The sequence below is a fragment of the Kiloniellales bacterium genome (assembly GCA_030066685.1).
Taxonomy (GTDB): domain Bacteria; phylum Pseudomonadota; class Alphaproteobacteria; order Kiloniellales; family JAKSBE01; genus JAKSBE01.
In genome coordinates, this window is sequence record JASJBF010000002.1 from 323,134 (window position 1) to 335,977 (window position 12,844).

12 protein-coding genes are annotated in these 12,844 nt (G+C 70.4%); 9 read left to right on the top strand and 3 right to left on the bottom strand.

The annotated features are described in order from the left end of the window. Nucleotides 1-4 precede the first annotated feature (4 nt). A complete protein-coding gene (locus tag QNJ30_03690; protein MDJ0942536.1) occupies nucleotides 5-331 on the bottom strand; it encodes a hypothetical protein in 327 nt (108 codons plus the stop codon). Between the two features lie 308 nt (nucleotides 332-639). Then, complete coding sequence (locus QNJ30_03695) at nucleotides 640-2,028, bottom strand: PLP-dependent aminotransferase family protein (protein ID MDJ0942537.1); 1,389 nt, start codon at nucleotides 2,026-2,028, stop codon at nucleotides 640-642. 94 nt (nucleotides 2,029-2,122) lie between these two features. Here QNJ30_03695 and QNJ30_03700 point away from each other — a divergent pair, with 94 nt between their 5' ends. From QNJ30_03700 to QNJ30_03715, 4 genes are read left to right on the top strand one after another with little or no spacing between them, the layout of a single operon-like run. Then, on the top strand, nucleotides 2,123-2,359 hold the full coding sequence (locus QNJ30_03700; protein MDJ0942538.1) for a DUF1127 domain-containing protein: 237 nt from the start codon (nucleotides 2,123-2,125) through the stop codon (nucleotides 2,357-2,359). A gap of 46 nt (nucleotides 2,360-2,405) precedes the next feature. After that, complete coding sequence (locus QNJ30_03705) at nucleotides 2,406-3,311, top strand: DMT family transporter (GenBank protein ID MDJ0942539.1); 906 nt, start codon at nucleotides 2,406-2,408, stop codon at nucleotides 3,309-3,311. Further along, the gene (locus QNJ30_03710) at nucleotides 3,308-4,087 is read left to right on the top strand and encodes a PhzF family phenazine biosynthesis protein (protein MDJ0942540.1); all 780 of its coding nucleotides are present in this window, start codon (nucleotides 3,308-3,310) and stop codon (nucleotides 4,085-4,087) included. Before QNJ30_03705 ends, QNJ30_03710 begins: the two co-directional genes overlap by 4 nt. An 8-nt stretch (nucleotides 4,088-4,095) precedes the next feature. Continuing rightward, nucleotides 4,096-4,575: a GNAT family N-acetyltransferase gene (locus QNJ30_03715; protein ID MDJ0942541.1), complete on the top strand. Its 480-nt coding sequence runs from the start codon at nucleotides 4,096-4,098 to the stop codon at nucleotides 4,573-4,575. A gap of 4 nt (nucleotides 4,576-4,579) precedes the next feature. Here QNJ30_03715 and QNJ30_03720 read toward each other — a convergent pair whose 3' ends face one another. Beyond that, a complete protein-coding gene (locus tag QNJ30_03720; GenBank protein ID MDJ0942542.1) occupies nucleotides 4,580-6,361 on the bottom strand; it encodes an SLC13 family permease in 1,782 nt (593 codons plus the stop codon). Nucleotides 6,362-6,539: 178 nt separating this feature from the next. Between QNJ30_03720 and QNJ30_03725 the strand changes: the two genes are divergently transcribed. The 5 genes from QNJ30_03725 to QNJ30_03745 form a co-directional block, all read left to right on the top strand. Next, nucleotides 6,540-7,712: a phosphoserine transaminase gene (locus QNJ30_03725; GenBank protein MDJ0942543.1), complete on the top strand. Its 1,173-nt coding sequence runs from the start codon at nucleotides 6,540-6,542 to the stop codon at nucleotides 7,710-7,712. A 10-nt stretch (nucleotides 7,713-7,722) separates the two neighbouring features. After that, nucleotides 7,723-9,300, top strand: a complete 1,578-nt coding sequence (gene serA, locus QNJ30_03730) for a phosphoglycerate dehydrogenase (GenBank protein ID MDJ0942544.1) — start codon at nucleotides 7,723-7,725, stop codon at nucleotides 9,298-9,300. A 122-nt stretch (nucleotides 9,301-9,422) separates the two neighbouring features. Then, entirely contained in the window at nucleotides 9,423-10,577 is a 1,155-nt protein-coding gene (locus QNJ30_03735; protein MDJ0942545.1) for an ATP phosphoribosyltransferase regulatory subunit, read from the top strand. Between the two features lie 28 nt (nucleotides 10,578-10,605). Continuing rightward, entirely contained in the window at nucleotides 10,606-11,898 is a 1,293-nt protein-coding gene (locus QNJ30_03740; protein MDJ0942546.1) for an adenylosuccinate synthase, read from the top strand. 109 nt (nucleotides 11,899-12,007) lie between these two features. Beyond that, nucleotides 12,008-12,844, top strand: an 837-nt coding sequence (locus tag QNJ30_03745; protein MDJ0942547.1) for a serine/threonine-protein kinase, incomplete at its 3' end; no start/stop codon positions are given.

The window sequence follows — 12,844 nt, forward strand, 5'->3', positions numbered from 1 at the left end:
GCACTCAGGTGATTTCGGCCAAGGAGTCTGTCGCGGAGCCTCCGGGTAGAGCCTCGGCGACGCAACTGTCGCTCAGACGTCGGTAGTTGCGGAAGGAACGCTGCGGCAGGATCACGAAGAAGGTCTCGAGATCGATCAGCACGAAGCCCAGTTCGAAGAGCTCCTCGCCGATCTTCCGGACCGTCTCGGCGGGGACGCGTCTGCGCTGCGTTAAGAGCTTGAAGTGCTTCATCGAGATACGGAAGCGACCGCGGTCCTTGCCTCCGAACCTGCGGTCATAGAAACCGGCGAGCCGCTCCGCGACCTGGCGCTCCGTCAGTCTTTCCGTCAAGTCAGCCTCCGCCCCAACAGCAAGGCAATCTGTGATGTCGGATTCTAAGTGTGCCAGAAAATCAGATATAGATAAAGAAAATTTGTCTATAGATATATTTTTTTGAGCTTAATCCAAAACCGTCCCGGGGAGAGGGCAGAACGCTCGGCGCAAGCCGGCGATCGCCGGATTCGGGAGGCGCCTTCGGGCTCCGTCCCGGTCCCTCGGATGTGGCTGATTCGATTGAAGAGGTGCGCGAATGTCCCGCCGCCGCCCTCGCTGAACGGCTCGCAGCTCAGGAGGGTCGCGTGTCTCGAGCGGCCCTCGAACTAGACCAGGGCCGGGGTGCCGGCGGGGGCCTGATCCAGGATCCGGCTCAGGGTCTCCAGGCCGGCCTTGAGCTGCGCCCGGCTCGCAGCGGCGTGCAGGCAGAGGCGCACGGCGTGGGGCACGGGCTGCCGGCCGACCGCAAAGACCCGGGCCGAGCCGACCATGACGCCCCGCCGACGGGCCTCCGCGGCGTAATCCTCGTGGCGCCAGGGCCGCGGCAGGGTCAGCCAGGCGTGGAAGCAGCGGGGGTGGGTGACCAGATGGCCGGCCGGCAGGATCGCCCGCGCCAGGCTCTGGCGGACCTCGGCCTCCCGGCGCTTGGCGTCCGCGGCCTGCTTGGCCTTGCCGCTGCGGATCAGGCGGGTCGCCAGCTCGGCCATGAAGCCTGAAGGCATGAGGGTGCTGGCCCTCAGCGCGGTCGCGATCCGGTCGTGGAAGGCCAGGGGCGCGCGCAGAAGGCCGATGCGCAGGCCCGGCGCCACGCACTTCGACAGGCTGGTGGCGTAGAAGCTGCGCTCCGGGGCCAGGGCGGACAACGGCGTCACCGGCGCATCGAGCAGGAAGCTGTAGATGTCGTCCTCGATGATCATGACGTCGTGGCGCCGGCAGATCTCGACGATGCGCCGCCGCCGGGCCTCCGGCAGGACCGTGGTCGTCGGGTTCTGCAAGGTCGGGATGCAGTAGAGCACCCGGGCGCCGCTGGAGCGGATCGCGGCCTCCAGCGAATCCGGCACCAGGCCCTGATCGTCCAGAGCGACCCCGTAGAGCTGGCGCTCCAAGGCCTCGGCGATCGACTTGATGCCGTAGTAGGTCAGGGCCTCGGTCAGGATCACCTCGCCCGGGCGGGTCAGAGCGACCGCAGCGAGGAACATGGCGTGCTGGGCGCCGCAGGTCACCACGATCTCCTCCGGCGGTACCTCCAGCCCGGCGCCCTTCAGCCAGTCGGCAGCCGCGGCACGGTGCGATTCCCGACCCGGACCCAGCAGGTAGCCGAGGTGGCGGTTCAGCTCGGGATCCCGTGCCATGCCCGCCAGCTCCTCGCCGAAGAGGGCGTGGTCGGACTCCAGCGCCGGAAAGTTGTAGGACAGGTCGATCAGGCCGTCCTCGTCGCCGAGATCCTGGAAGGTCGGCGGGGCGCTCGGCAGTTGCTCGCGCACGAAGGTGCCGCGGCCGACCTCCCCGGCGATCAGACCCCGGCGCTCGGCTTCGGCATAGGCCCGGCTGACGGTGCCGACGGTGACGCCGAGGTGCCAGGCGAGGTCGCGATGGGTCGGCAGGCGGTCGCCGGGCGCCAGGCGTCCCTTGGAGACGTCCTGGGCCAGGGCCTCGGCGATCGCCAGGTAGCGCGGGCCGCTGAGGTCTTCGAGATTGGGTCGCCAAGTTGTCATGGGGACAATGTTCCGATTGACCAAACAATATCGGAAATCTAGATAAATGTACCGAGACAATCAAGGATGAATAGATACAATCTAGGAGGGTCAGATGACATCCGTCTCGTTTTCGACCCGCCGAGGCGCGTCGCCGAGAGGGATCGCGCCGGAAACCGGGTTCGCGTCCTCCGGCCTGCTCGCCAGGATCATCGAAGGCCTGCTGCTCTGGCAGGAGCGGGCCGCCCAGCGGCGTGCCTTGGCCGGCCTCGACGATCACCTGCTGAAGGATATGGGCATCACGCGGGCCGAGGCCGACCGTGAGGCGCGCAAGCCCTTCTGGCGGGCCTGACGAGGGTGGCGCGGCCGTGACCGCCGCCGTTGAGAGGCCAGCGCAGGTGTCGGGGCGCCTGGTGGGGGCGGTCGCGCTGGTGACCGTCACCCTCTGGGCCGGCACCGTGATCGCGACCAAGCTGGCGGTCGCGGAGATGGAGCCCCTCGCGGTGGCTTTGTCGCGGGCCTGGCTGGCCGGCCTCCTGGCCTTGCCCCTGGCGGTTCTGACCCTCAGGGAACGGCCGCGCGGCGCCACCGCCTGGCGCGGCCTCGCGGCCGCGGCCCTGGGCGCCAACGTTCTCTGGCCGATTCTCCTGGCCCTCGGCCTGACCATGACCAGCGGCAGCCATGCCGCACTGATCATGGCCAGCCTGCCGGTCCTGGCCGGATTGATCGCGGTGCCGGTCGACAGCCGCTGGCCGGGCGGGCGGTGGTGGCTCGGCTGCGCCATCGCCTTCGCCGGCACGCTTTGGCTTATCTTCCGCCGCGGGACCGAGGGCCAAGCCGAGGCGAGCGTCGTCGGCGATCTACTGGTTTTGCTGGGCTGTGCCGCGGCCGCCTTCGGCTACGTGGCCGGGGCCCGGGCCGCGTCCAACGTCAATGCCTGGCAGGTCACGCTTTGGGGACTGGTCCTGGCCGGGCTGCTGCTTCTGCCCGGGGCTGCCTTGATCGATCTGGCCGAGTTGCCGGACGCCGGCCGCGAGGCCTGGCTCGGCATCGTCTATCTGGCGCTGGTGTCCTCGGTGCTGGGCTATGCGCTCTGGTACTGGGCCCTGGCCAAGGGCGGGATCGCGCGCATCGGCAGCTTTCAGTTCCTTCAACCCCTCATCAGCCTGGTCCTGGCCGCGATCATCCTGAACGAGAGGCTGGAGCCGGTCCTGCTCCTGATCGCGGCCGTCATCCTGTCCGGCGTCTGGCTGGCCCAGAGCGGCGGCCGGCGTCAATCCGCCAACCTGGAGACATCGAAATGACCTTGCCGATCTACGTCGTCGACGCCTTCGCCGAAGCCCGTTTCGCCGGCAACCCCGCCGCCGTCTGCCCGCTCGAGACCTGGCTGCCGGACGAGGTGATGCAGGCCATCGCCGCCGAGAACAACCTCTCGGAGACCGCCTTCCTGGTGAAGGCCGACGGGGCCTACGACCTGCGCTGGTTCACGCCGGCCAAGGAGGTCGATCTCTGCGGCCACGCGACCCTGGGCAGCGCCTTCGTGATCTCGACCTACCTCGACCCCGAGGCCCGCCGCATGGTCTTCCGGACCCGCAGCGGCGAACTCGTCGTCACGCGCGACGGGGAGCGGCTGACCATGGACTTCCCGGCCCTGGCGCCGCAGCCGGTCGAGCGGGCGGCGGAGGTGACCGAGGCGCTGGGTTTCGCGCCTCAGGCCGTCCTGGCGGCGGACAAGCTGATGGCCGTGCTTGAGAGCGAGGCCGAGGTGCTGGCGGCGGCGCCGAACCTGGATCTGGTGGCGGTCTGGCCGGAGGACGGGCTTATCATTACCGCGCCCGGCGAGACCTGCGACTTCGTCTCCCGCTTCTTCGCGCCCGCCGGCGGCATCCCGGAGGATCCCGTGACCGGCTCGGCGCACTGCGTCCTCGCGCCCTATTGGGCCGAGCGCCTGGGCAAGACCGAGCTGAGCGCCCGCCAGGTCTCCGCCCGGGGCGGGGCGCTGGATCTGTCCCTCGCGGGCGATCGGGTGATGATCTCCGGGCGGGTCGTGCCCTACCTGGAAGGCATCATCCATGTCTGACCGGACCCATGTCTGACCGGCGCGCGCGGATCCGTCCGGCCCGGGCGGCGGACCTGGACGAGGTCCGTCGCCTGTTCCGCGCCTACGCGGCCTGGCTGCAAGCCGAGGTCTGCCTGGCCGACTTCGAGGCCGAACTGGCGTCCCTGCCCGGCGCCTACGCCGAGCCCGCCGGCGGGATCTGGCTTGCCGGCGAGCGGTCCGAGGCGCGCGGCGTGGTCGCGCTGCGGCCTTTGCCCGAGCCCGGGGCCTGCGAGATGAAGCGGCTCTACGTCGCCCCCGAGGCCCGCGGGCGGGGCCTCGGCGAGGCCCTCCTGCAGGCCTGCATCGAGGGCGCGCGGGGGCGGCAGTGCAAGCTGCTCTACCTGGAGACCCTGAGCGCCCGCATGCCGGAGGCCGAGCGGCTCTATCGCAGGGCCGGCTTCGTCGACAGCGAGCCCTACGACTGCACGCGGCCGCCTGAGGTGCGCTGCCTCGCGCTCCCACTGTAGCGGCCTACAACGGCCAGACCTGCAGGATCAGGGGCACGGCGACGGCGACGATCAGGATGTCCAGCGGCAGGCCGAGCCGCCAGTAATCACCGAAGCGGTAGCCGCCGGGCCCCATCACCAGGAGGTTCGACTGGTGGCCGATGGGGGTGAGGAAGGTCGAGGAGGCGCCGACCGCGACCGCCATCAGGAAGGGATCGATCGAGACCCCGAGGCCCTGGGCGATGGTGATCCCGATCGGCGCCATCAGCACCGCGGTCGCGGCGTTGTTGATGACGTCCGAGAGCAGCATGGTCAGAACCATGAGCAGGGCGAGCAGGGCCCAGACCGGCAGGTTGTCGGAGAGCCTGATGATCGGCTCGGCGATCAGCATGGTGCCGCCGGTGGAATCCAGCGCCACGCCGACCGGGATCATGGCGCCGAGCAGGATGATCACCGACCAGTCGATGCCCTCGTAGAGGTCCTGCAGACTGATCTCGCGCAGCAGGACCAGCGCGGCGACGGCCGCGACGAAGGAGATCTGCAGCGGCAGCAGCCCCAGGACGGTGAGCAGGATCGCCAGGCCGAAGATGCCGGGCGCCAGGATCGAGGCGGCGGCGGCGCGCTGGGTGGGCAGCTCGCGCTGGGCCAGCGGCAGGCAGCCCAGGGTCGTCAGCGCGGCCGGGATGCCCTCGCTTTCGCCCTGCAGCAGCAGCACGTCGCCGGCCTGGAAACGGACGCCGCCCAGGCGCTCGGTCAGAGCCAGGCCTTGCCGGGCCACGCCCAGGAGGTTGAGACCGAAGGCCGTGTGCAGGCGCAGGTGCCGGGCGGTCAGACCTTCCATGCGCGAGCCGGGCGTGACCACCGCCTCGACCAGGCCGACCCGTTCGGAACGGAAGGACTCGGCGCCGTACTCGGCGGCGCCGACCAGCTCCAGTGCCGCCTCCTCGACGACCCGCTTCAGGGTCGCGGCGTCGGTCTCAAGCTCGATCATGTCGCCGGCCTGGAGCCGCAGGTAGCCGGAGGGCGCCAGCATGCGGTCGCCGCGCCGGATCAGGGCCAGGGCGGCCAGGTTGTTCTGCGCCAGGTTCTCCAGCTCGATCAGGCGGCGGCCAACGTAGGGCGATTCCTCCGGCAGCCTGACCTGGGTCAGGTAGTCCTCGATGTGGAAGTCGATGCTCGGCTCGACCTTGCCGCTGCGCTCCTTGGGCAGGAGACGCCAACCCAGGAGGGAAATGAAAAGCAGGCCGGTCGCGGCGACCCCCAGGCCGACCGGGGCGAAGTCGAACATTGTGAACGCGCTGCCGCCGGCCTCCTCGCGGAAGCTGGCGATGATGATGTTGGGCGGGGTGCCGATCAGGGTGATCAGCCCGCCGAGCAGCGACGCGAAGCTCAAGGGCATCAGCAGGCCGCTGACCGGGCGGCCGCTGGCGTTGGCGCTCATGATCGCGACCGGCAGCAGCAGCGCCAGGGCGCCGACGTTGTTCATGAAGGCGGAACAGATCGCGGCCAGTCCGGTCAGCGCCAGGACGTGGAGAGTCGGGGTGCCCGTCGTCGGTCGAAGCAGACGGGCGGCAAGCTCGGTCAAGGTCGACCTTTGCAGCGCCCGGGAAAGGATCAGGACCGCGGCCACCGTCACCACCGCCGGGTGTCCGAAGCCGGCGAAGGCCCCCTCGGCGGAGACCAGGCCGGTGACGACCGTCGCGAGCAGGGCCATCACGGCCACGACGTCGTAGCGGATGCGGCCCCAGATGAAGAGCCCCAGGGTGCTCGCCAGGATCAGGAAAATGGCCGTCTGCTCGAAGGTCATGGTTCTCTTGCAACCCGGGCGCGAGCACGGCGCCCGCGAATCCCCCGGTTCCTGACAAGATGGCCCGATTCCGCGGCTCCGGCCAAGGTTGTTTGCATCGCATTGACGCACTGCAACATGATTTCTACACTCGCCGCCGTTGCCCCCACGGCCCTGGTTGAAACCACGGAGAGACCCGATGTCCCGCCCCGCGCCGCCCGAGCGGCGGCCTGCGAACCCTTGCTTTTCCTCAGGTCCCTGCGCCAAGCGTCCGGGCTGGAGCCCGGACGCGCTTTCCGAGGCCGTGCTCGGCCGGTCGCATCGCGCCAAGGCCGGCAAGGCGAAGCTTGCCGAGGTCATCGCCCGCTCGCGCCGGATTCTCGGGCTGCCGGAGGACTGGCTGCTCGGGATCGTGCCGGGCTCCGACACCGGCGCGGTCGAGCTCGCCATGTGGTCGCTCCTGGGCGCCCGGGGCGTCGACATCCTGGCCTGGGAGAGCTTCGGCGAGACCTGGGCGACGGACGCCGAGACGCAGCTCAAGCTCGATGACCTGCGGATCCTGCGCGCCGGCTACGGCGCGCTGCCGGATCTCTCCGCGGTCGACTTCGCCCGCGACGTCGTCTTTACCTGGAACGGTACGACCTCGGGGGTCCGGGTGCCGGACGGCGACTGGATCCCGGCCGACCGGCAGGGCCTCATGATCTGCGACGCGACCTCGGCCGCCTTCGCCATGGCGCTGCCCTTCGACAAGCTGGATGTGGTCACCTGGTCCTGGCAGAAGGTCCTCGGCGGCGAGGCGGCCCACGGCATGCTGGCGCTTTCGCGGCAGGCCGTCGCGCGCCTCGAGAGCCACAGTCCGCCTTGGCCGCTGCCCAAGCTTTTCCGCCTGACCAAGAAGGGCGCGCTGGACCGGGCGATCTTCGAGGGTGCGACCATCAACACGCCCTCGCTGCTCTGCGTCGAGGACGCGATCGACGGCCTGCGCTGGGCCGAGGAAATCGGCGGCCTGCCGGCCCTGATCGCCCGCTCCGAAGCAAACTTCGCGGCCGTGTCGCGTTGGGTCGAAGCGACGCCCTGGGTCGATTTCCTGGCTGCTGACCCGGCCACTCGCTCGACCACCTCGATCTGCCTCAAGGTCGTCGATCCCTGGTTCCTAGGCCTTTCCGGCGAGGCCCAGCGGGCCGCGACCAAGGCGCTGGCGGCCGAGGTCGAGGCGGCCGGCGCCGGCTACGACATCGGCGCCTACCGCGCCGCGCCGCCGGGGCTGAGGATCTGGGGCGGGGCGACCGTCGAGACCGCTGACATCGAAGCCCTGCTGCCCTGGCTGGACTGGGCCTTCGGCCTGATCAAGTCCCAACGCGCCGCCGCCTGAGGATAGCCGAATGCCCAAGGTTCTGATTTCCGACAAGATGAGCCCCCTGGCCGAGGAAATTCTCAAGACCCGCGGAGTCGAGGTCGAGGTGGCGACCGGCCTGTCCCCCGAAGAGCTGGTCGAGAAGATCAAGGGCTTCGACGGCCTGATCGTGCGCTCGGCGACCAAGGTCACCGACGAGGCGCTGGAGGCGGCGGAACGGCTCAAGGCCGTCGGCCGGGCCGGCATCGGCGTCGACAACATCGACGTTCAGGGCGCGACCCAGCACGGCATCGTGGTCATGAACACGCCTTCGGGCAACGCGATCACCACTGCGGAGCATGCCCTCGCGCTGCTCCTCGGCCTGGCCCGGCAGATTCCGGCGGCAGACCGCTCGACCCAGGCCGGCAAGTGGGAGAAGTCCCGCTTCATGGGCGTGGAGGTCACCGGCAAAACCCTGGGAATCATCGGCTGCGGCAACATCGGCGCGATCGTCGCCGAGCGGGCCCAGGGCCTGAAGATGCGGGTGATCGCCTACGATCCCTTCCTCTCGCCCGACCGCGCCCTTGACCTTGGCGTCGAGAAGGTCGAGCTGGACGACCTTTTGGCCCGCGCCGACTTCATCTCCCTGCACGTGCCACGCACCGAGCAGACCGCCGGCATGATCGATGCCGAGGCCCTGAAGAAGACCAAGCGCGGCGTGCGCATCATCAACTGCGCCCGGGGCGGCCTGGTCGTCGAGGCGGACCTGCGCGCGGCGATCGAGAGCGGTCAGGTCGCCGGCGCCGCCTTCGACGTCTTCTCGGAGGAGCCGGCACGCGAGAACGTGCTCTTCGGCCTCGACGAGGTGGTCTGCACCCCGCACCTCGGTGCCGCGACCACCGAGGCGCAGGACAAGGTCGCGGTCCAGATCGCCGAGCAGATGGCCGACTACCTCCTGACCGGCGCCGTCACCAACGCGCTCAACATGCCTTCGCTCAGCGCCGAGGACGCCGCCCGCCTGGCGCCCTATATGACCCTGGCTCAGCAGCTCGGCTCCTTCGCCGGGCAGCTCACCCGCACCGGCCTCAAGCAGGTCCGGATCGAGTACGAGGGCCACGTCGCCGAGCTCAACTGCCGGCCGCTGACCCAGGCCGCGATAACCGGTCTGCTGAGCCCGATCCTGGACTCGGTGAACATGGTCAACGCGCCGGTCCTGGCCCGCGAGCGGGACATCGCGGTCACCGAGGTCAAGCACGACCGGGATTCCGACTACCAGACCCTGATCCGCCTGACGGTGACCACCGAACGCGGCCCGCGCTCGGTCGCCGGCAGCCTCTTCGGCGGCTCCAAGCCCCGGATCGTCGAGGTCAAGGGGATCGCCGTCGAGGCCGAGCTGGGCCCGCACATGCTTTACATCAGCAACGAGGACAAGCCCGGCCTGATCGGCGGCCTGGGCAGCATCCTGGGCGACGCCAAGGTCAACGTCGCGACCTTCCACCTGGGCCGCGTCGAGCCGGGCGGCGACGCCCTCGCTCTGGTCCACGTCGACGAGCCCATCGCCGAGGCGGTGCTGGCCCGGATCACGGCGCTGCCGCAGATCAAGCAGGTGGTGCTGCTCCACTTCTAGGCTGGGCGGCGCAACGGGGAACGACCGATTGCGGGCGTGGCAGGGCGGCGAGGAGGCTTGACCGCGCCCTTGCCGGCGGCTACGGCTCGCGGCGGGGAAATCCGGGGTTCCGGAAAAGCGAGATGGACAGCCAGAACGACAAAGCCCTGCTGCCGGCCGGTCTCCAGGACCTGCTGCCGCCCGAGGCCGCCCGCGAGGCGGCAACGGGGGAGGCGCTGCTCGCCTGTCTGGCGGCCCAGGGCTACGAGCGGGTCAAGCCGCCGCTGATCGAGTTCGAGGAGGCGCTTCTCTCCGGCGCCGGCGCCGCTCTGGCCAATCAGACCTTCCGGCTGATGGACCCGGTCAGCCAGCGGATGATGGGCCTGCGCGCCGACATCACCACCCAGGTCGCGCGCATTGCCGACAGCCGTCTGGCCGGCGCGCCCCGGCCGCTGCGGCTCTGCTACGCCGGGCAGGTCCTGCGTATCCGCGGCAGCCAGCTGCGTCCGGAGCGGCAGTTCGGCCAGGCCGGCGCCGAGCTGATCGGCGTCGACTCCGCCGCCGCCGAGGCCGAGCTGATCCTGCTCGCCTGGGAGGCCCTGACCGCGGTCGGCGCTGCCGGGCTCTCGGTCGACCTGACCTTGCCGACCCTGGTTCCGCTGCTGGTCGCCGAGCTGCCGCTGGAGGCGACCGCGCGCCGTGAGTTGCGTCACGCCCTCGACCGTAAGGACGCCGCCGAGGCCGAACGCCTAACGGGGTCGAAGGGTGCGCCGCTGATCGCCCTGCTGCGCGCGACCGGACCGGCGGCAGCGGCGGTCACTTGGCTCCGCAAGCTCTCGCTGCCGGCGGCGGCGCGCCACAAGATCGAGCGCCTCGCCGAGGTCGTGGGTTTGCTGAGCGCGGCCGCGCCCGAGCTCACGGTGACGGTCGACCCGGTCGAGCACCGCGGCTTCGAGTACCAGACCGGATTGAGCTTCGTGGTCTTCGCCCGCGGCGTACGCGGCGAGCTCGGCCGCGGCGGGCGCTACGAGATCGAGCGCCGAAGCGGCGAAGGCGAGCCTGCCGTGGGCTTCACCCTTTACATGGACACGGTGTTGCGCGCCGCACCGGAGGGCCAAGAGGCGAAGAGGCTGTTCCTGCCTTCCGGCACGGAACCGGCCCTGGCGCGCAAGCTGCGCCGGGACGGCTGGGTGACCCTGGCCGGCCTCGATCCCACCGCCGACGCGGCGGCGGAGGCTAAACGTCTGGGCTGCGGCCATATCCTCGTCGAGGGCGTGGCCAGGGCGCTGGAGGAATGACCCCTTAAGGAACGGGGCAGGGGGAATGATGGCGAACGTCGTAGTGGTCGGCGCCCAGTGGGGCGACGAAGGGAAGGGCAAGATCGTCGACTGGCTGTCGGAGCGCGCCGACGTGGTGGTGCGCTTCCAGGGCGGGCACAACGCCGGTCATACGCTGCAAGTCGAGGGCGTCACCTACAAGCTGTCGCTGCTGCCCTCCGGCGTGGTGCGGCCCGGCAAGCTCTCGGTGATCGGCAACGGCGTGGTGATCGATCCCTGGGCGCTGCTAGACGAGATCGAGCGGCTCGGCGGCCAGGGCGTGGCGATCACCCCGGAGAACCTGCAGATCGCCGAGAACGCCTCGCTGATCCTGCCGATCCACGGCCAGCTCGACCGGGCGCGCGAGGCGGCGCGGGGCGCCGGCAAGCTGGGCACCACCGGCCGTGGGATCGGCCCGGCCTACGAGGACAAGGTCGGCCGGCGCGCGGTCCGGGTCTGCGACCTCGGCGACGCCGACCTGCTGGCCCAGCGGGTCGACGCCCTGCTCCTGCACGGCAACGCGTTGCTGCGCGGCCTGGGCCAGCCCGAGGTCGACCGGGAAGAGCTGATCGCCCGCCTGCGGGAGCTGGCGCCGAAGATCCTGCCCTTCGCCGGCCGGGTCTGGGAAAGCCTGCACGCGCTGCGCCGCCAGGGTCGCAAGATCCTTTTCGAGGGCGCGCAGGGCGCCTTGCTCGACGTCGATCATGGGACCTTTCCCTACGTCACCTCCTCCAACACCATCGCCGGCCAGGCGGCCGCGGGCGCCGGGGTCGGGCCCCAGGCGCTGAACTACGTGCTGGGCATCACCAAGGCCTACACCACCCGGGTCGGCGCCGGGCCCTTTCCGAGCGAGCTGCACGACGAGATCGGGACCCTTCTCGGCGAGCGCGGCCACGAGTTCGGCACGGTAACCGGCCGCCGCCGACGCTGCGGCTGGTTCGATGCGGTCCTGGTGCGCCAGGCGATCCGCCTCGGCGGCATCTCCGGCATCGCGCTCACCAAGCTGGACGTCCTGGACGGGCTGGAGACGCTCCAGGTCTGCACCGGTTACCGGATCGGCGGCGAGGCCTTCGACCATCTGCCGGCCAGCCCGAGCCTGCAGGCCGCGGCCGAGCCGGTCTACGAGACCCTAGAGGGCTGGACGGAGAGCACCCGCGGCGCCCGCTCCTGGGCCGAGCTGCCGGCGACCGCGGTCAAGTACATCCGCCGCATCGAAGAGCTGATTCAGGCGCCGGTCGCCCTGCTGTCGACCAGCCCGGACCGGCTCGACACCATCCTGGTCCGCGATCCCTTCCTCGGATAATCCCTCGGGGGTAGGCCTTAACGCTCTGTTTGCCCTAGACAGCTAGGGTTTCCCTCACTCGGGCGCCGCGGCGCCTGGAGCAGGTCCCAACCAGGAGCTCGGGCCCAGGGTGGCGGAACCAGGAAAAGACGCGATCATCGCCGGGCGCTTCCAGGTCGACCCGGCGCGGCGCCTGCCGCTCTACGACCAGCCCTCCGGCCTGGCCTACCTGGCGAGCGATCTGAAGACTCCCTCGGAGCCGGTCTTCGCGCTGGTCTGCCGGCCGGAGATGCAGCCGCGCCGCGACGCCATCACCAAGCTTGCGCGCGTCAAGCTGGCCGGGCTTCTCGCGCCGCGGGCGATCGGCACCCTGCACTGGTCGCCGGACGACGCCGAGCGCGAGATCCTGGTGTTCCCGCAGCTCCAGGGAAAGCGCCTGGCGGACCGGCCGGACGGCCGCTTCGAGCCCCTCGGCGAGACCCGCCTGAGCCACGAAGTGCTGCCGCCGCTGCTTGCGACCCTCAAGGAGCTCGGCGCGCTCTACATCGCGCATCGTGCAATCCGCGCCGACAACCTCTTCTTCTGCGGTGCCGAGGGTCGGGACGTGGTCCTCGGGGACTGCGTCAGCGCCTTGCCGGGCCTGTTCCAGCCGGTGGCCTGCGAGACCATCGAATCCGGTCAAGCGCTGCCAAGCGCGCGCGGCGCCGGCCGCCGCTCCGACGACTTCTATGCCCTCGGTGCCCTGGTCTTGACCTTGCTTTCCGGCGGGCCGCCGGTGACCGAGCTAGACGACGACGGGCTGATCCTGCGCAAGATCACCCGGGGATCCTACGCCGCCCTGGTCGGCAGCCGCCGGTTGTCGCCGGCCATGACGGAGCTGCTGCGCGGTCTGCTCTACGACGACCCGAAGGAGCGCTGGGGCCTGAACGAGGTCCAGCTCTGGCTTGCCGGCCGGCGCATGAGCCCG